This window comes from Microbacterium sp. CCNWLW134, from assembly GCF_037083565.1.
In the GTDB taxonomy this organism is placed as follows: domain Bacteria; phylum Actinomycetota; class Actinomycetes; order Actinomycetales; family Microbacteriaceae; genus Microbacterium.
Window position 1 is genome coordinate 1,409,221 of the sequence record NZ_JBAOJU010000001.1, and the last position, 18,801, is coordinate 1,428,021.

General features: G+C 68.7%; 16 protein-coding genes, 2 tRNA genes and 1 other RNA gene. 12 read left to right on the top strand and 7 right to left on the bottom strand.

All coding sequences use genetic code 11. From position 1 onward, the window contains the following. Window positions 1-50 precede the first annotated feature (50 nt). Entirely contained in the window at window positions 51-272 is a 222-nt protein-coding gene (locus V6S02_RS06675) for an SPOR domain-containing protein (RefSeq protein WP_124293284.1), read from the bottom strand. 78 nt (window positions 273-350) lie between these two features. On the opposite strand from V6S02_RS06675, the gene ppgK reads away from it, so the two are divergent. Next, the gene (gene ppgK / locus V6S02_RS06680; protein ID WP_336400288.1) at window positions 351-1,148 is read left to right on the top strand and encodes a polyphosphate--glucose phosphotransferase; all 798 of its coding nucleotides are present in this window, start codon (window positions 351-353) and stop codon (window positions 1,146-1,148) included. Between the two features lie 186 nt (window positions 1,149-1,334). Here ppgK and rnpB read toward each other — a convergent pair. The 3 genes from rnpB to V6S02_RS06695 all read right to left on the bottom strand — a co-directional run bounded on the left by rnpB (window position 1,335) and on the right by V6S02_RS06695 (window position 4,238). After that, window positions 1,335-1,695, bottom strand: an RNA gene (gene rnpB / locus V6S02_RS06685) — RNase P RNA component class A. Between the two features lie 43 nt (window positions 1,696-1,738). Beyond that, window positions 1,739-3,472: a bifunctional 3'-5' exonuclease/DNA polymerase gene (locus V6S02_RS06690; protein WP_336400289.1), complete on the bottom strand. Its 1,734-nt coding sequence runs from the start codon at window positions 3,470-3,472 to the stop codon at window positions 1,739-1,741. Between the two features lie 34 nt (window positions 3,473-3,506). Then, a complete protein-coding gene (locus tag V6S02_RS06695) occupies window positions 3,507-4,238 on the bottom strand; it encodes a zinc ribbon domain-containing protein (protein WP_336400290.1) in 732 nt (243 codons plus the stop codon). A gap of 130 nt (window positions 4,239-4,368) precedes the next feature. Between V6S02_RS06695 and V6S02_RS06700 the strand changes: the two genes are divergently transcribed. The 8 genes from V6S02_RS06700 (at window position 4,369) to V6S02_RS06735 (ending at window position 13,111) form a co-directional block, all read left to right on the top strand. Next, window positions 4,369-5,334, top strand: a complete 966-nt coding sequence (locus tag V6S02_RS06700) for an LLM class F420-dependent oxidoreductase (protein WP_336400291.1) — start codon at window positions 4,369-4,371, stop codon at window positions 5,332-5,334. Window positions 5,335-5,367: 33 nt separating this feature from the next. Beyond that, window positions 5,368-5,440: transfer RNA gene (locus tag V6S02_RS06705), tRNA-Val, on the top strand. A 109-nt stretch (window positions 5,441-5,549) separates the two neighbouring features. Continuing rightward, window positions 5,550-8,276, top strand: coding sequence for a pyruvate dehydrogenase (acetyl-transferring), homodimeric type (gene aceE / locus V6S02_RS06710; RefSeq protein ID WP_124293291.1), 2,727 nt, complete (start codon window positions 5,550-5,552; stop codon window positions 8,274-8,276). 18 nt (window positions 8,277-8,294) lie between these two features. Continuing rightward, entirely contained in the window at window positions 8,295-9,488 is a 1,194-nt protein-coding gene (locus V6S02_RS06715; RefSeq protein WP_124293292.1) for a PucR family transcriptional regulator, read from the top strand. A 94-nt stretch (window positions 9,489-9,582) separates the two neighbouring features. Continuing rightward, on the top strand, window positions 9,583-10,497 hold the full coding sequence (locus V6S02_RS06720) for an ACP S-malonyltransferase (protein WP_336400292.1): 915 nt from the start codon (window positions 9,583-9,585) through the stop codon (window positions 10,495-10,497). Then, window positions 10,494-11,495: a beta-ketoacyl-ACP synthase III gene (locus tag V6S02_RS06725; protein WP_124293294.1), complete on the top strand. Its 1,002-nt coding sequence runs from the start codon at window positions 10,494-10,496 to the stop codon at window positions 11,493-11,495. Before V6S02_RS06720 ends, V6S02_RS06725 begins: the two co-directional genes overlap by 4 nt. Window positions 11,496-11,563: 68 nt before the next feature. Continuing rightward, window positions 11,564-11,812, top strand: a complete 249-nt coding sequence (locus V6S02_RS06730) for an acyl carrier protein (protein WP_124293295.1) — start codon at window positions 11,564-11,566, stop codon at window positions 11,810-11,812. Window positions 11,813-11,872: 60 nt separating this feature from the next. After that, complete coding sequence (locus V6S02_RS06735; RefSeq protein WP_336400293.1) at window positions 11,873-13,111, top strand: beta-ketoacyl-[acyl-carrier-protein] synthase family protein; 1,239 nt, start codon at window positions 11,873-11,875, stop codon at window positions 13,109-13,111. A 157-nt stretch (window positions 13,112-13,268) separates the two neighbouring features. Here the strand turns inward: V6S02_RS06735 and V6S02_RS06740 are convergent, their stop codons facing one another. Together V6S02_RS06740 and V6S02_RS06745 are read right to left on the bottom strand one after the other, a co-directional pair. Then, window positions 13,269-13,772 (bottom strand): DUF3145 domain-containing protein, encoded by a 504-nt coding sequence (locus V6S02_RS06740; protein ID WP_336400294.1) that lies wholly within the window; start codon window positions 13,770-13,772, stop codon window positions 13,269-13,271. Between the two features lie 181 nt (window positions 13,773-13,953). Beyond that, on the bottom strand, window positions 13,954-14,727 hold the full coding sequence (locus V6S02_RS06745; RefSeq protein WP_336400295.1) for a hypothetical protein: 774 nt from the start codon (window positions 14,725-14,727) through the stop codon (window positions 13,954-13,956). Between the two features lie 152 nt (window positions 14,728-14,879). Here V6S02_RS06745 and V6S02_RS06750 point away from each other — a divergent pair, with 152 nt between their 5' ends. Further along, window positions 14,880-16,898 carry a DUF262 domain-containing protein gene (locus tag V6S02_RS06750; protein WP_336400296.1) on the top strand — a complete coding sequence of 673 codons (2,019 nt, stop codon included), beginning with the start codon at window positions 14,880-14,882 and terminating at the stop codon, window positions 16,896-16,898. A 35-nt stretch (window positions 16,899-16,933) separates the two neighbouring features. Further along, window positions 16,934-17,010: transfer RNA gene (locus tag V6S02_RS06755), tRNA-Ile, on the top strand. A 16-nt stretch (window positions 17,011-17,026) separates the two neighbouring features. Here V6S02_RS06755 and V6S02_RS06760 read toward each other — a convergent pair. After that, a complete protein-coding gene (locus V6S02_RS06760; RefSeq protein WP_336400297.1) occupies window positions 17,027-18,106 on the bottom strand; it encodes a DMT family transporter in 1,080 nt (359 codons plus the stop codon). Window positions 18,107-18,148: 42 nt separating this feature from the next. Here V6S02_RS06760 and def point away from each other — a divergent pair, with 42 nt between their 5' ends. Beyond that, window positions 18,149-18,715, top strand: a complete 567-nt coding sequence (gene def, locus V6S02_RS06765) for a peptide deformylase (RefSeq protein ID WP_336400298.1) — start codon at window positions 18,149-18,151, stop codon at window positions 18,713-18,715. Window positions 18,716-18,801: the final 86 nt, after the last annotated feature.

Here is an 18,801-nt window from a genome sequence, read left to right on the forward strand (position 1 = left end):
CGCCGGGGTGTTGCGGACGCGGGGCCTGAGCCGACCGCGCCGAGGTCAGACTAGTTCGCGCCGTCCGTGCCGGCCGGACGGCTCTCCCAGCCGTCCTCGCGTGCTTCGTCCTCGGCCCAGGCGCGGGAGCGCTCGCGCAGCACCTCGGGAGCCTTCGCGGCCTCCTCAGCCGTGTCGAACGGCCCAGCACGGTCGATGGCGGGCGATTCGAAGCCCTTTTCGACCTCGCCGGTGGTCAGGTTGTACCAGTACTTCTCGCTGTCGTTCGCCACATCGACTCCTCGGCTCGCCCACGGATCATCCGCTGGGTCGATCCTATCGATCGACGGTGGCGTCGATAGGCTTGCGCCATGGCTTCTGACGCGACGCGTGCCGTCGGCATCGACATCGGCGGCACCGGCATCAAGGGTGCGGTGGTCGATCTGAAGGACGGGACCCTCCTCACCGATCGGGTGAAGGTGTCCACTCCGAAGGGCGCGGAGCCGCCCGACGTCCTCGAGGCCGTCAAAGAGGTCCTGTCGCGTCTCGAGATCAGCGAGGACGCCATCCCGCTCGGCGTCGCCTTCCCCGCCATCGTGAAGAACGGCACGACGCTCTCGGCCGCGAACGTGTCCGACAAGTGGATCGGGTTCGAGGCGGAGAAGTTCTTCGAGGAGGGACTCGGGCGCGACATCTACTTCGCCAACGATGCCGACGTCGCAGGGGTCGCCGAGATGCGCTACGGCGCCGCACGCGACCAGAACGGGCTGGTGATCCTCACCACTCTCGGCACGGGCATCGGCTCTGCGGTGATGTACCGCGGTGTTCTCATCCCCAACACCGAACTGGGTCATCTCCAGCGTGCCAAGCACGGAAAGGACGCCGAGGCGTTCGCCGCGTACTCCGCCATGGAGCGCGAAGAACTCTCGTGGGAGCAGTGGGCCGAGCGACTCCAGTGGTACTACGACTACGTGCAGTTCCTCTTCAGCCCCGATCTCTTCATCGTCGGGGGCGGCGTTAGCAAGCATGCCGACAAGTTCCTCCACCTGCTGTCACTCAAGACGCCGATCGTGCCGGCGACCCACCGCAACAATGCGGGGATCATCGGCGCGGCCGCCCTGTCGCTGGGCGTCGAGCCGCAGCTGGCCGACGTGACTTCCGCTGACTGATCGGCCGATGAGCGCACGTCGACGCTAGCCCCCATCCGGGGGCGCCATTCCGAGGGGCGCCCCCCGTGCGCGCATGCTCTACAACATCCTGTTCTGCGCGTTCGGTACGACGTCTCTGGTCGGTCCAGCACGGGATCCGCCGCGGTATGACCGACTGACCCGCGCCCCCGGGGAAGTGGAAGAGGGCGAATGGGCCGGCCTGTACGCCGGGTTCTGTCCGGGGGCGTGAGCCCCGTGGACGGTCATCTCTCTCGGCGACACGTTGCCGTGCCGCTCCAGCGGCCTACCCGAGGACTCGGCGAGCCGCGTCAGCATCCTCTGTCTGGCCTTGCTCCGGGCGAGGTTTACCGTGCGGGTCGTGTCACCACGACCCCGGTGGTCTCTTACACCGCCGTTTCACCCTTACCGGGGTCTCCCCCGGCGGTCTGTTCTCTGTGGCACTGTCTCGCGGATCGCTCCGGGTGGGTGTTACCCACCGCCCTGCCCTATGGAGCCCGGACGTTCCTCGGCGCGGGCGAGCCCGCGACGCGACCGTCCAGCCGACCCATTCGCTTTTCGAGTGTAGCGCGGGGCCGGCGGCCACCCGGGGTTCACGTCTTCGCCGCAGACTGGGTGATCCGCAGATCCAGGGGGAAATCGAGAGGGAAGTCCCCGAAGAGCAGACGGGTGGCCGAGACGGATGCTGCGCGCACGGCGTCGGCCACCGCCTCGGCCTGTGAGAGAGGGGCGTGGACGATGATCTCGTCGTGTAGGAAGAACGCAAGGTGCGGGTGTCGGTCGAACACCGGACCCGACGCGACCGCCGGCGGGTCGACGATGTCGCCGCCGAGGGTGTGGAGCCGCCCCCGCAGGTCGGCGATCCAGGCCAGGGCCCACTCGGCGGCAGTCCCCTGCACGACGAAGTTGCGGGTGAACCGTCCGCGGTCGCGGGCGCTGCGTCTGGCCCGTTCCTGCTCGGCGATCGTCGCGTCGGATTCGCTGGCGCGATCCTGCGCCGTGCGCCATCCCGGGCTCGGTGGCGGGGAGGTTCTTCCCCACCACGTCCGGACGACCCCGCCGTCCTCCCCCACCCGGGCCGCTTCGTCAACCAGGGCCATCGCACGGGGGAACGACCGCCGCAGTCTCGGCACCAGGCGCCCGCTCTCCCCCGTCGTCGCGCCGTACATCGCGCCGAGGAGCGCCATCTTGGCGTCCGACCTCGTCGCCACGGCGCCCGTCGCCACCACACCCTCGTAGAGGTCTCGTCCCCGGGCCGCGGCCGCCAGGGAGAGGTCACCGGCCATGGCAGCGAGCACCCGCGGCTCGAGCTGGGCGACATCGGCGACGACGAGGCACCAGCCGGGGTCTGCGCGCACGGCATCGCGCAGCACCCGGGGGATCTGCAGGGCACCGCCTCCCGAGGACGCCCACCTGCCCGTGACGACGCCACCGGGAACGTACATCGGCCGGAATCGCCCGTCGTGCACCCATTCGTCCAGCCAGGACCAGCCGTTCGCGGTGAGCAGTCGCGACATCCGCTTGTAGTGCACCAGCGGGCCGATCGCGGGGTGAGTGTGACGCTCGAGCTCCCAGCGGCTCGTCGTTTCGACGTGTATTCCCACCCGATGCAGCGCGCGGAGGAGCTTGGGCGGCGAGTCGAGCGATACGGCGGGGTCGCCCAGAGCCGCGCGGACCTCCTCAGCGAGCAGGCGCATCCGCTCCGGCAGCTCATCGCCGCGGGGGCGCGGACCGAGAATGTCCGAGAGCACGCGATCGTGCGTCGCGGTGTCCCAGGGAAGACCTGCCGCTGTCATCTCCGCGGCAGCGAGGGCCCCGGCCGATTCGGCGGCGAGCAGAAGCCGGAGGGAGGCCGGCGACGCGCTCGCGGCGATCGCCTCCCGCTGCCGCATGAACTCGCGCAGGACGGCATCGATCGCCTGCGGCAGCCGCGTCGCACCGGCGCCGGGCTCCAGGGAGAAGAGCGTGTCGCCGTCTTCGCTCTCGGCTGCCGTCCGCGGGGCGTCCCATCCCGGATCGGCGCGGGCGGCGAGCTCGGGGGGCGCGTCGGAGGGCGATCGGAGGATCGCGTGGGCGAGGCGCAGATCATGACAGCGAGCCACGCGGACGCCGGCGGCGAGCAGGCGTCGATAGATGCCGTCGGTGTCCGACCAGATCCACCGTGGTGCGTGGGAGGCCTCCACCCGTCGCACCCACGTCGCCACGTCGCCCGTCGCGAGCATGCGACGCTCACCCTCGGAGCCGGCCGCGGTCAGGATGACCGCCTCCCACCCGTCGGCGCTCATGCCCAGGGCGACCCACGCGACGTCGGCCGATGGCGCGCTCATCCGTGGGGCTCCACCCGTCGGGTGGCTCCGGGTCTCAGACGCCCGACTCTTCGGTGCGGACGAGGATGCCACCGCATTCCGGACAGGTCACCACCGCGTCATCCGGGGTCTGCCTGATCCGCTGCACGTCGGTACCCGACAGCACCATGTGGCAGCCCTCGCAGGTCTGCCGGCGCAGCAGACCGGCACCGACGCCGCGGGCGGCGAGGCGTTCGTAGAGCGCCAGCAGGTCGGCGGCGATCGATCCTGCGACGGCGTCACGGTCGCGCCGGGCGGCGGTCAGGGAGGCTTCAGCCTCGGCAACCGCGCGCTTGGCCTCGGCGCTCAGCTGCGCCCCTTCCTCGTTCGTCGCGCGGATGAGCTCCTCCTGCTCGACGACGGCGGCCTCCGCGGCGTCGAGCTTCTCCATCACCTCGAGCTCGGCGTCCTCCAGGTCCCGCTTGCGGCGGGCGAGGGAGGCGAGTTCGCTTTCGAACCCCTGTGCCTCGCGGGAGTTCGAACTCGCCGCCAGGCGCTCTTCATCGCGTGCGCGGCGTGCATCCACGACGGCGACGTCGGACTCGATCCGTGCCAGCTCCGCGCGCAGATCGTCGCGCGCACCGGCGCGGCGGGTGAGCTCCTGCGTCAGTTCGGTGCGGCGGGCGAGCAGCTCCTTGACCCGCGACGCCTGCGGCGGGTTCCGCCGCGCGTGATCTGCCTGGCGGATGCGGGTATCGAGGTCGGAGACCTCGAGGAGACGGCGCTGATCGGCAGGAGTGGCGTTCACGTGTCCAACCTACCCGCCGCATCAGCCGCACCGTCGGCCGGGCCCTGCCCCATCCGGGTCGCCAGCGCAAGGCCTCGGGCGGAGGTGCCGGGGTCCGTAGCCTGGGCGCCACCAGACCTGAGGAGCACCGATGACGAACTTCGGCTACACCCTGATGACCGAGCAGAGCGGCCCGAAAGAGCTCGTGCGCTACGCCCGCCTGGCCGAGGACGTCGGCTTCGACTTCGAAGTCTCCAGCGATCACTACTCCCCCTGGCTGACCACGCAGGGACACGCGCCCTACGCGTGGACCGTGCTGGGGGCGGTGGCCGCCGTGACGGAGCGGGTGGAGCTGATGACATACGTCACGTGCCCGACCGTGCGCTATCACCCGGCCGTCGTCGCGCAGAAGGCGGCCACACTGCAGCTACTCGCCGACGGCCGCTTCACGCTGGGACTCGGGTCGGGCGAGAGCCTCAACGAGCACGTCGTCGGCGAGGGATGGCCCGGCGTGGACGTGCGCCAGGACATGCTGGTCGAGGCGATCGAGATCATCCGGGCCCTGCACAGCGGCGATCTCGTCACCTACGACGGACAGTACTTCCGGGTCGACTCCGCTCGCGTCTGGGATGCCCCCGACGGCGGTGTGCCACTCGCCACGGCGGTGTCGGGGCCGAAGTCCATCGCGCGGTTCGCGCCCCTCGTGGATCACATGATCGCCGTCGAACCCGAGGCGGAACTCGTGTCCGGGTGGGATGAGGCCCACGAGAGCGGGTCGCGGAAGATCGGCCAGATCCCGATCTCCTGGGATCCTGACGAGGATGCCGCCATCGCCCGCGCCCACGAGCAGTTCCGGTGGTTCGGGTTGGGCTGGCCGGTCAACTCCGAACTGCCCACCCCGGCGAGCTTCGCCGCGGCCACCCAATTCGTCCGACCCGAGGACGTCGCCGAGGGCATCGCCTGCGGCCCCGACCTCGACAGGATCGCCGAGAGCGTGCGGCCCTACATCGACGCGGGATTCACCGATGTCGCCCTCGTGCAGATCGGCGGCGACCACCAGGAGCGCTTCCTCGCCGAGGCGGCCGGTCCTCTGCTCGAGCGGCTCCGCGCGCTGTGATCGACTCCGCCGCCCTTCTAGACTGAGCGGGAGGGGCCTTTAGCTCAGCTGGTAGAGCGCCACGTTTACACCGTGGATGTCGTCGGTTCGATCCCGGCAGGGCCCACCGAGGACTCGATAGGCTTGTCGATGGTGTGTTGTGCGGAGCGAACAAAGCGAGCCGCACGTCCGTGGTGAATACCTGGCATGATCTGCCAGCTGAAGAAAGGTCTCGTGTGACTGTTCACGACCAGGATCCGTACTCTCAGGGCCCGCAGGACAGCGATCCGGAAGAGACGTCGGAGTGGCAGGAGTCGCTTCAGCAGCTGGTGCAGGCCAAGGGCCCGCAGCGCGGGCGCGAAATCATGCTCAGCCTGCTGAAGGCGTCGAAGGAACTCCACCTCGGGGTTCCGATGGTTCCCACCACCGACTACATCAACACCATCGCGGCCGAGAACGAGCCCGACTTCCCCGGCGACGAGGAGATCGAGCGGCGCTACCGCGCGTGGATCCGCTGGAACGCCGCCATCACGGTGCACCGCGCTCAGCGACCCGGAATCGCCGTCGGCGGCCACATCTCGACCTACGCCTCGTCGGCAGCGCTCTACGAGGTCGGCTTCAACCACTTCTTCCGGGGGCAGGACCACCCCTCCGGCGGCGACCAGATCTTCATCCAGGGCCACGCCTCACCGGGCACCTATGCGCGCGCCTTCCTCGAAGGTCGCCTCACCGAAGCACAGCTCGACGGATTCCGCCAGGAGAAGTCGGCGGCACCCAACGGCATCCCGTCCTACCCGCACCCCCGCCTCATGCCGGAGTTCTGGCAGTTCCCGACGGTGTCGATGGGTCTCGGTCCGATCAACGCCATCTATCAGGCGATGACGAACAAGTACCTGACCAACCGCGGCATCAAGGACGTCTCCGACAGCCACGTGTGGGCGTTCCTCGGCGACGGCGAGATGGATGAAGTGGAGAGCCGCGGGCAGCTTCAGGTCGCCGCGAACGAGGGCCTGGACAACCTCACATTCATCGTCAACTGCAACCTGCAGCGCCTCGACGGGCCGGTGCGCGGCAACGGGAAGATCATCCAGGAGCTGGAGAGCTTCTTCCGCGGCGCCGGCTGGAACGTCATCAAGGTGATCTGGGGCCGGGAGTGGGACGACCTGCTCGCCCGCGACAGCGAGGGCGCCCTGCTGAACCTGATGAACGTCACCCCCGACGGTGATTATCAGACCTACAAGGCCGAGAACGGCGCCTACGTCCGCGAGCACTTCTTCGGCCGCGACGAGCGCGCGGCCGCGCTGGTCAAGGACTACAGCGACGAGCAGATCTGGAACCTCAAGCGGGGCGGGCACGACTATCGCAAGGTCTACGCCGCGTTCAAGGCCGCCGCCGAGCACAAGGGTCAGCCCACCGTCATCCTCGCGAAGACCATCAAGGGGTACGGCCTCGGACCCCACTTCGAGGGTCGCAACGCCACGCACCAGATGAAGAAGATGACGCTGGACGACCTCAAGCTCTTCCGTGACGCGATGCACATCCCTGTAAGCGACGCGCAGCTCGAGGAGAACCCCTACCTGCCGCCGTACTACAACCCCGGCCCGCAGGACGAGACCATCCAGTACCTGCAGGAGCGGCGCCGAGCGCTCGCGGGTTATCTGCCGGAGCGGCGCACGCATCACGTCGGGTTGGAACTGCCCGGTGATCAGGCGTACGCCCTGCCCAAGAAGGGATCGGGCACGCAGGAAGTCGCGACGACGATGGCCTTCGTGCGTCTGCTGAAAGACCTGTTGCGGGTCAAGGACTTCGGTCACCGCATCGTCCCGATCATCCCCGACGAGGCCCGCACGTTCGGTATGGACGCGTACTTCCCGACGGCGAAGATCTACAACCCGCACGGCCAGCACTACACCTCGGTCGATCGCGAACTGCTTCTGGCCTACAAGGAGAGCCCTCAGGGGCAGATCATCCACGTCGGCATCAACGAGGCGGGCGCGCTCGCTGCCTTCACCGGCACCGGCACGTCCTACTCCACGCACGGCGAGCCGCTGATCCCGGTCTACGTCTTCTACTCGATGTTCGGATTCCAGCGCACCGGCGACGCCCTGTGGGCGGCCGGCGACCAGATGACGCGGGGTTTCCTGATCGGCGCGACCGCGGGTCGGACGACGCTGACAGGCGAGGGCCTCCAGCACGCCGACGGGCACTCGCCGCTCCTGGCCTCCACCAACCCGGCGGTGGTCAGCTACGACCCGGCCTACGGCTACGAGATCGCCCACATCGTGCGGGCGGGAATCGAGCGGATGTACGGCGGGAACCATCCCGACCCCAACGTCATGTACTACCTCACCGTGTACAACGAGCCGATGATCCAGCCGGCCGAGCCCGAAGGGGTCGACGTCGAGGGCATCGTCCGCGGCATCCACCGCATCGCACCCGCCACCGGCGAGGGCGCACGCGCGCAGATCCTCGCCTCGGGCGTCGGCGTGCCGTGGGCCCTCGAGGCCCAGCAGCTGTTGCGCGACGACTGGGGCGTCGAAGCCGACGTGTGGTCGGTGACCTCGTGGGGCGAGTTGCGCCGCGACGGTCTCGCCGCCGACGAGCACAACTTCCTGCACCCCGACGGCGAGCAGCGCACCGCCTATGTCACCGACAAGCTGGCGGGGACGCCCGGCCCGGTCATCGCGGTCAGCGATTTCGAGCATGCCGTGCAGGATCAGATCCGTCCGTGGGTGCAGCACAACTTCCACACCCTCGGCGCCGACGGGTTCGGCTTCTCCGACACGCGCCCGGCCGCACGCCGGTGGTTCAAGATCGACGGGCCGTCGATCGTCGTGAAGACCCTGCAGGCGCTGGCCGCCGAGGGGACGGTGGATCGTTCGCTTTCGGCGCAGGCGATCGAGAAGTACCGTCTGCACGACGTCAGCGCGGGAACGAGCGGGAACGCGGGCGGCGAGAGCTGATCCGGGACGCCTCCGACGATGGACAAGGCCGAAACACTCGCCTGGCTCCGACGCATCTCAGGCGACCTCGCCACGGCCACGATCCAGCGTCTCGAGGATTCGCTGCCCTGGTATGCCGAGATGCCGCCCGCCCGTCGGTCGGCGGTGGGTCTGGTCGCGCAAGCGGGTATCAGTTCCTTCATCCAGTGGTACGACGACCCCGGGTCGACCCCCTGGATCGCCGCGGACATCTTCGCCGCCGCGCCTCGTGAGCTCTTGCGGAGCGTGTCGCTGACGCAGACGTTGCAGCTCATCCGTGTCACCGTCGAGGTGACCGAGGAGCGGGTGGCGGGCAAGGACGAGAACCTCCGCGAAGCGATCCTGCTGTACTCGCGCGAGGTCGCCTTCGCCGCCGCCGACGTATATGCCCGCGCAGCGGAGGCGCGCGGGCTGTGGGACGCGCGCCTGGAGGCGCTGGTGGTGGACTCGATCCTCACCGGCGAGGCCGACGAGGAGCTGCCGAGCCGTATCGCGGCCCTCGGCTGGCACGGGCACGGCGAGGTGGCCGTGCTCGTGGGCACCACTCCCCCGCAGTTCGATGTCGACCAGTTGCGGCGGACGGCGCGCAAGCTCGGCGTCGATGTGCTGATCGGCGTCCAGGGCTCGCGCCTGGTCCTGGTCGTCGGTCGTGCCGACGCACCGCGCGGGGAGGAGACCCCGACCGACCTGCCGTTCGACGAGATCGCCCGTCGCCTCGAACCCGGCTTCGGGACGGGCTACCTCGTGCTCGGACCCGCCGTGCCTGCTCTCGTCGACGCCAGCCAGAGTGCGCGTGCCGCCCTCGCCGGCTTCGCGGTCGCCCGGGCCTGGCGTCACGCGCCCCGCCCCGTCGAGGCCGATGACCTGCTTCCCGAGCGGGCTCTCGCCGGCGATCCGCTGGCCAAGCAGACGCTGGTGGAGCGGATCTACCGCCCGTTGCAGAGCCACAGCTCCGATCTCGTGACGACGCTGTGGAGCTACCTCGACAACGGCCGCTCGCTCGAGGCGACCGCTCGGGAGCTCTTCGTGCATCCGAACACCGTGCGCTACCGACTCAAACGGGTATCGGAGGTCATCGGCTGGGACGCCACAGGTCCGCGCGAAGCTCTCATTCTGCAGACGGCGCTGATTCTCGGATCGATCGGGACGGATGCCACGCGCCGACGTTCTCCTGGACCGCGGCGCGTCGGGTGAGGATGCCTTCTGTGTGCGAAACGCACAAAGCCTCCGGCGATTTCTTTGTCACGCCCTCCAGAAGGTGCCGCAGGATCATTGAAAGGATGGAACCGTGATCATCGCCGTCTTCCCTGGACAGGGTTCGCAGACGCCGGGATTTCTCGCCCCGTGGCTGGAGATCCCGGGGGCTCGAGAAACCCTCGAGGTCTACTCCGACGCAGCCGGCGTCGATCTCGTCGCGGCGGGGACGGAGTGGGACGCCGATCGCATCCGCGACACCAAGGTGGCCCAGCCGCTCATCGTCGCAGCCGGCCTCCTCGCCTGGGGCGAGCTGGGCAGGCCTCGCCAGGTGGCGGGAGTGGCAGGGCATTCGGTCGGAGAGTTCACCGCTGCGGCCGCCGCGGCGATCCTCCCCGACGCCGAGGTGCTGCGTCTGGTCGGCGTGCGCGGTCGGGCGATGGCGGATGCCGCAGCGCAGGCCGACACCGGAATGAGCGCCGTGATCGGCGGTGACGAGGCATCCGTTCTCGAGCGACTGGCGTCGCTCGGACTGACACCGGCCAATCACAACGGTGCCGGCCAGATCGTCGCCGCCGGGGCCCGCGCGGATCTCGACCGCCTCGCGGCCGAGCCCGTCGCCGGCACCCGCGTCATCCCGCTCCAGGTGGCGGGCGCGTTCCACACCGACTACATGGCACCCGCCGTGGCGACACTCCGCGACGCGGCAGCCCAGACCGTGGGCGGTGACCCTCTCCGCACCATCTGGACGAACCGCGACGGCTCCGCGGTGGCGACCGGACGCGCGTTCATCGATCTCCTCGTCGAGCAGGTCGCCTCGCCCGTGCGCTGGGACCTGTGCATGGCGAGCTTCGCCGCCGCCGGTGTCACCGGCCTCATCGAGCTCACTCCGGCGGGCACGCTCACCGGGCTGGCGAAGCGGGCGCTCCGCGGTATTCCGACCGTCGCCGTGAAGACTCCCGACGACCTCGCGACCGCCGTCGAGCTCTGGGAAGGATCTGCGGCATGACCGTCTCCCTGCGTCAACCCACGGGCGTCGCCCATACGCGCATCTACGCCTACGGCGCCGCGCGCGGTGAGCTCGCGGTTCCGAACGACGATCTGGTCGGGCCGATCGACTCCAGCGACGAGTGGATCCGCCAGCGCACCGGCATCGTCACCCGTATGCGTGCCGGAGCCGACACCGACGCCATCGACCTGGCCACGGAGGCCACCCGAGAGGCGATCGCGCGTTCCGGTGTCGAGCCGAGTGCGGTGGATCTGGTGATCTGCGCGACGATCAGCAACCCCAAGCAGACGCCGTCGGTATCGGCGATCGTCGCCGATCGCGTCGGCGCCAATCCCGCCGCCGCCTACGACGTCAATGCCGCATGCGCCGGCTTCGCCTACGGGGTTGCTCAGGCCGATGCGCTGATCCGGGCCGGCGCTGCCCACTACGCCGTCGTGGTGGGCACCGAGAAGCTCAGCGACGTCGTCGATCCGACCGATCGCAGCATCTCTTTCCTGCTCGGCGACGGTGCCGGCGCCGTCGTCGTCGGGCCGAGCGACACGCCCGGCATCGGCCCGACCGTCTGGGGGTCCGACGGCTCCAAGTCCGATGCGGTCGGGATGAATCACACGCTCACGGATTTCCGGGACGGGAAGGCCCCGTGGCCGACCCTCCGCCAGGAGGGGCCCACCGTCTTCCGCTGGGCGGTGTGGGAGATGGTCAAGGTCGCGCGCGAGGCCCTGGAGGCGGCCGGTGTCGAGGCATCCGATCTCGCCGCCTTCGTCCCGCACCAGGCGAACATGCGCATCATCGACGAATTCGCCAAGCAGTTGAAGCTTCCCGACACGGTCGTGATCGGCCGCGACATCGAGACGACCGGCAACACGTCAGCCGCGTCGATCCCGCTCGCCACGCATCGTCTGCTGCAAGAGCATCCCGAGCTCAGCGGAGGACTGGCTCTGCAGATCGGGTTCGGCGCCGGACTCGTCTTCGGCGCGCAGGTGATCGTGCTCCCGTGAGCGCGGGACGCACGACCCTAAACTGAACGGGGCCCGACCGGGCTTCCCCCGAGAAAACAGGAGAAACCATGGCATTCACCAACGACGAGGTCCTCGCCGGGCTCGCTGAGCTCATCACCGACGAGACCGGTATCTCGGCCGACGAGGTAGCCCTGGAGAAGTCGTTCACCGACGACCTCGACATCGACTCGATCTCGATGATGACGATCGTCGTCAACGCCGAGGAGAAGTTCGGCGTGACGATCCCCGACGACGAGGTGAAGAACCTCAAGACCGTCGGCGACGCCGTCACCTACATCACGTCGAACCAGGCGTAGCGCCCTCCGGTGGGGGCCCTCGGCCCCCACCGGCACGACACACCGAGGAATCACCTACGCATGAGCACGTCACGCATCGTCGTCACCGGAATCGGCGCCTCCTCCCCCATCGGCGCGACCGCGCCCGAGAGCTGGGAGGCGCTGCTCGCCGGGGCTTCCGGAACCCGGACCCTCGAGCACGAGTGGGTCGAGCAGTACCAGCTGCCCGTCACCTTCGCCGCGCAGGCCAAGGTGCGTCCCGACACCGTTCTCGAGCGTCCCATCGCCAAGCGGCTCGACCCGGCGTCGCAGTTCGCCATGGTCGCAGCGATGGAGGCGTGGGATGATGCCGGACGACCCGACGTCGCCCCCGAGCGACTGGGCATCGATTTCGCCACGGGCATCGGCGGCGTCTGGACGCTGCTGGACGCCTGGGACACCCTTCGTGAGAAGGGTCCGCGGCGCGTCATGCCGATGACCGTCCCGATGCTCATGCCCAACGCCGCGGCCGGGAACCTCTCACTGCACTTCGGCGCGCGGGCCTTCGCCCGCACGGTGGCCAGTGCGTGCGCGTCGAGTACCGAGTCGATCGTCAACGCCGTGGAACATCTGCGCGCGGGCCTGGCCGACGTCGTGATCGCCGGGGGTACCGAGTCGGCGATCCACCCGATCACGATCGCCTCCTTCGCCTCGATGCAGGCGCTGTCGCGCCGCAACGACGACCCCGCGACCGCGTCTCGTCCCTGCAGCGTGGACCGTGACGGATTCGTCATGGGCGAGGGTGCCGGCGTCCTCATCCTCGAGACCGAGGAACACGCCCGTGCCCGCGGCGCGAAGATCTACGCCGCCGTCGTCGGCGGCGGCGTCACGGCGGATTCGTACCACATCACGGCGAACGACCCCGAGGGAGTGGGGGCGGCTCGGGCTGTGCGCATGGCACTGGAGATGGCGGACGCCTCGCCCGACGACGTCACGCATGTCAACGCCCACGCCACCTCGACACCGGTCGGCGATCCGAATGAGTACACCGCGCTCAAAACGGTCTTCGGCGACCGGATCGACGAGATCCCGGTGTCAGCCACGAAGGCGTCGACGGGCCATCTTCTCGGCGGCACCGGTGCCCTCGAGGCGATCTTCACGGTTCTGGCTCTTCGTCACCGCGTCGCCCCTCCCACCATCAACATCACCACGCAGGATCCGCAGGTGCCCTTCCGCATCTCGGGCGAGCCCGTGGCGCTCGGACAGGGCGATCAGCTCGCCATCAGCAACTCGTTCGGTTTCGGCGGACACAACGCCGTGGCGGCCTTCGCGAGCGTCTGAGCTTCGCCGTCCCTGCACGGCAGAGGCCCCCGACCGAGGTCGGGGGCCTCACCTGTCTCCGTGCGTCGATTCGCGGTCCCGATCCCCGGGAGTGATCACCGATCCACCGGTAGTGGCGCCTCGCGCACGGGATACGTCCGTCAGATCATGAGGCGGGTCATCCCACCTTGTGCAGCCACACGACGGATGCTTCGTCGCCGGCGTGACGGAAGGGTTCGAGTTCGGCGTCCCACGCGGCGCCCAGTGCCACGTTCAATTCACGCTGCAGCTCCTGCGCATCACCGGCGGCGATCTCCATCGCGTAGCGGAGGCGATCCTCCCCGATGACGATGTTGCCCGCCGCATCCGTCTGGGCGTAGTGGATGCCGAGTCCTGGGGTGTGGATCCAACGCCCCCCGTCGCTACGCGGAGTGGGATCCTCGGACACCTCGAATCGGAGGTGCTCCCAGCCGCGGATCGCCGTGGCCAACGCGGCGCCCGTGCCCGCGGGACCCTCCCAATAGAATTCCGCGCGCCGACTTCCCGACAGCACCGGCTGGTCGGCCCATTCGAAGGTGACGGGTCGACCGAGAGCGCGGCCGACCGCCCACTCGAGGTGGGGGCACAACGCGCGTGGCGCGGAGTGGATGAAGATCACTCCACGCGCAGTGGTTGTCGCCATGATGACTCCGTTTCTTCAGGTACGTCTTCCCCTACGACCTGCGAAACGTCTGCTCCGGCGTGTGTTCGGTTGTGCGGCCATTATCACCCGAGGATCGTCGGAATCACAAGCATGTGATTCCGACACGCCGAAGGCCCCGGCGCAGGTGTGCCCCGGGGCCTTCGGAGAGGAGTCTGGCGACTCAGGCTTCGCTCATCGCCAGCTTCTCCTGCTGGCCCTTGGCGGCGTAGTAGGCCGCGCGGGCGGCGTCGCGGCGCGCCTGCTCGACCTGGCCGGCCTCGAGGACATCCTGCGGCACGTCGACGATGTCGGCGTGGGGAACGCCGTTGTACTTCTCGATGTAGGCGTCGAGCTCGGGGCCCGACTCCCAGGACGTGATCAGGCAGTAACGCGGCTCACTGCCGAGGTGGGTGGCGGCGTGCCACAGGCGCTGGGTGTCGATGATCAGCTGAGCGCCGGCCGGCAGCGCGATCCGCACCTCACCCTGGGGGTCGGTGCGGTTCTCCCGCAGGACGAAGAAGCTGTCCTTGTCATCGGTGAGGTTGAAGAATCCGCGGACGACCCATCCGGTGCCGTCGGGGTTAAGACGGTTGTTGTCGTCCTGGTGCAGGTTGTACAGGCAGTCTGCGTAGGAGTTCGGCTGCAGCTCGATGATGCGGCAGCGGCCTACATTCGCGCCCGGCTCGAGGGCGCGCTCGGTGAGGGTCGGCGCGATCGCCGTCTGGGAATCGATCCAGACCCCGTCCTTGTCGGTGCGCGGCGGCTTGTGGTTCCAGAAGCCGTTGCACTCGATCTCGCCCTTCGCCGACGCCAGCGGTGCGAACCGGGTGTCGCCGGAGGACTTCCAGTCGACGTACTCGAGGTCGAGCCACTCCTTGCGATCGATCTCCTTGCCGTAGCTGTCCAGCACCACGTAGCCGGTCTCTTCGAGAGCAGCTGACTTGATGTAACCCATAGCGTTATGCCCTTTCGTAGGTGGCCAGCACGTTTTAACAGGCCAACTAAGGCAAGCCTACCTCCGGCAGGCGCGGGAGCCCGGGGAGCCGGGACCGGTTCATTAGACTCGACGCGGTCCGCCCCTGTCATCCCGAGGAGAGAACCGCCCCGATGGTCACCGCCACGAACGTCGATGCCACCGCCGTCAACACGCTGCGGTGGCTCGCCTCCGGCGACCGCACGATCGTCGTCCCGGTCTACCAGCGGCAGTACCGATGGGACATCGGCAACTGCGAGCAACTGCTCGCCGACATCCGAGCCGTCGCCGACCTCGACGATCGTCACATGCACTTCATCGGCTCCGTCCTCTCCGCGGTCTCGGACGATGAGCTCGTGCTCATCGACGGTCAGCAGCGCATCACGACTCTCATGCTTCTGGTGGCGGCGCTGCATCACGCCGTCGGCGACAACGACCCCGCACTCTCGACGGAGCTTCAGGCCGTCCTTCTTCGTGAAGGTGAGCCGGGCGACGGGCCTCGGACGACGCTGCGCCCTCACCGGGCGTGGGCTGATGTCTTCCGCTCGGTGATCCTCGGCAACGACGCCGATCCGGCCGTGCGGGAGTCGCGCTTCGCCGACAATTACGCCTTCTTCCGCAGCCAGGTGTCACCCGATGAAGCACCGCACATCTGGCGAGGACTGCAGAAGCTCGAACACGTCGCGATCAGCCTCGGAGCGGGCGCTAACGCACAGCAGATTTTCGAGAGCCTGAACTCGACGGGAGAGCCACTGCGCGACCACGAGCTCATCCACAACTACGTGCTGATGGGCCTCTCTCACGCCGAGCAGGTGCGGATCGAGGACGAGTACTGGCTGCCCATCGAGCAGGCGACCGGCGAGAGCATCGCCGCATTCTGGGAGCAGTACCTCGTCATGCGGACGGGTCGTGAGACCGAGGATGCCGCGGGCCGGGGCGTCTACGACGTCTTCCGCCACGAGTTCCCCCGTCTCGAACCCGGTGCGCTGGACTCCCACGCGTCGGAGTGGCGGGAGTACGCCGAGATCCACCGCATCCTGAGGGAACCCGAGCGCGAAGCCGACGAGGACGTCTCGCGGAGGCTGGCCGGGGTGGGTGTCTTCGGCCCCATCGCGTTCCCGCTCGTCATGCGGGCGTATCGACGCTTTCGTGGCGGTGATCTCTCGCGAGAGGGGCTCCTCAGCCTGCTGCGGCAGGTGGAATCGCTTCTGCTTCGGCGCACGATCGTGGGGATCGGCACCGACCGGATCGTCGCGCGTCTGTGCCGCGCCGAGCACGAGGGTGCCCAGGCACTCAGCAGAGCCATGGCCCGCATCACACCGAGCGATGAGCGTGTGTCTGTCGCGCTGAAGTACTCCGATCTCCCCCACCCGCACTACGTCCTGACCCGGCTGTTCGACGTCGATGCGCGCGCCGCCTGGGACATCGACCACATCGTGCCGCTCGCACCGGGTGAAGCATGGAGCGGCGACGGAGTGCGCAGCTGGGCCGAGTATTCCGAGGACGAGCAGAACAGCCACCGCGCCCTCGCGCGCACCCTGGGGAATCTGGCGCTCCTCGAAGAGCGACTGGGGATGCAGGTCTTCGACGCGTCGTTCGCGGCGAAGCGCAGCGGGTACGCCCGCTCTGCGGTGGACGCGACGGCGGCACTGGCCGCTCATGGGCGGTGGGGGACGAAGGAGATCTCGGCCCGCTCTGCCGCATTGACCGCGCAGTTCGTGCGCGTATGGCCCCGGGACGCGCTCAGTGGTATCGACGACGACGGCCTGACCCCGGTGCTCGACGCCGTCCGCCGACGCGGGTGGCCGCGAGGCTGGGAACGCGAGTGGGACTACGTCGAGTACCGCGGTGAGCACTGGGAGGTCAAGGACGTCCGCTACCTCTTCCACCGCGTCTTCGCGCGGCTGTGGGCCGACGCGCGTGACGCGGTTGTCGCATACAGTGCCCGCCGGGGCGGTCCGGTCTACCCCGAGCGGGCGTGGACCGGCCAGTGGGACGCACTGGATGCCGATCATCACCTCTATCTCGGGTGGGATTCCAGCTACATGCTCAGCGCCGTCCAGGGCGTGCTCGCGGAGGCGGGGATCGCGGAGGAGGTCTTCGTGAAGTACTCCTACATCGGAGCGGTGATGTCCACCGGCGTGCGACGCTGAGGAGCAGGTTTCCGGGCCGCTAGGCTCGGATGCGAGGGGCGGTGGCCAAGCTGGTCAAGGCAGCGGGCTCATAACCCGACGATCGTGGGTTCAAGTCCCACCCGCCCTACCAATGACGCCGACGAGGATCAGCGGCGTGGATCGTCGCGGTCGCGCACCGGCGGTTCCGGCCAGACCTTCGCGACGGCCTCGGTGACCCGGATCGATCCGGTGCTGGGGCCCGCGACGGTGCCGTCGCCGTCCGAGCCTCGCTGGATGGGGATCTCCTTGCTGTCACTGACGATCTGCGGGTGGTAGCGGGCCAGTTGGAACACCCCCCACACCGCGAGGACGCCGGCGATCAGGAAGCCGATGTTGGCCCAGAGCGGCGCGGTCGCGGCCTCACCGAGGACGATGAGGCCGATGAGGATCGCCACGATGGGATCGATCACCGTGAGGCCCGCGATGACGAGGTCGGGCGGACCGGACGAGTACGCGGTCTGCACGAAGTACGCGCCGATCCCCGTTCCGATCAGCAGCGCGATGAGGCAGAGCAGCGTCAGCCACTCGAAATTCTGATTCTGGATCCGCACGATGATGACCTTCGCCAGCGTCGCGACGAAACCGTAGATCACCCCCGCGGCCATGATGTAGAAAAGTGCGCCCATCCGTTTGCGCAGCCACACCCACAGACCCGCGAAGGCGATGGTGACTCCGGCGAGGATGAGGAGGATCGTGATGAGCTGCCCGTCGGAGATGGGCGATTCGGTGGCGAAGAGCGCGGCGATCGTGACGAAGATGAAGATGCCGCCGACACAGGCGGCGATGGCGATGAGCGAACGCCTCGTCGGCTTGTGTCCGCTGATCCGGGCGTTCAACAGGGTGGTGATCACCAGAGCGATCGCGCCGAGCGGCTGGACGACGATGAGCGGTGCGAACGAGAGGGCGGCGAGTTGGCAGGCGATCGCCAGCCCCAGCATCATCGTGCCGATCACCCACGACGGCCGCGACAGCAGGCGCAGCAGCTGACCGCCGCTGAGACCGCCCGCCCCTCCGGCGCCGCTCATCTGTTCGACTTTGGCGACGCCGCGGTGCTGGTACTGCGCGCCGAACGACATGAACACCGCGCCGAGCAACGCCAGAGGAATGCCGATCAGCAGTCCTGGATTCTGGAACACACCGACGAGGACCTCGCCGACATCCTCCAGTTGTACGTCTGCGCTCAGCACCCCTCGACCATACCCGCCACGCCGCGTCGATAGGCTCGAGACATGGCCGTTCGACCGATTCGCATCATGGGAGACCCGGTGCTCCACGCCCCCGCCGCGCCTGTGGAACAGATCACCGACGAGATCCGGTCACTGGTCACCGACATGTTCGAGACGATGGACGCGGCCCCCGGCGTGGGTCTCGCGGCCCCCCAGGTCGGCGTGCCGCTGCGCATCTTCACGTATTCCTACGAGGACGACGAGGGTCTCCCCTGGCGCGGGGTGGTCATCAACCCCGAACTGTGGATGCTGCCGACGGTGCCCGGCGAGCCCGACCCCGACGAGGAGTCGGAGGGCTGCCTGTCGTTCCCCGGCGAGCGATTCCCGCTTCGCCGGTCGGATCGAGTTCGTGTGACGGGGCACGATCTCGAGGGGCGGCCCGTCTCGCTGGATGTGGAAGGCTGGCGCGCTCGCATCCTGCAGCACGAGTTCGACCACCTCGACGGCGTCCTCTACATCGACAGGCTCGACGATGGGGAGTGGAAGACCGTGCAGAAGATCGCGCGCAAGCGCGGCTGGGGTCGTCCCGGCTCGGCATGGATGCCAGGCGTCGACGATCTCGACGCCTGAGACGCGCCGCTCCCCCTCCCGACAGGCCTTCGCAGAAGCGAGGGCCTGTCGTTGCGCATGGGGGCGTTTCGCGTCGGGGGAAGCAG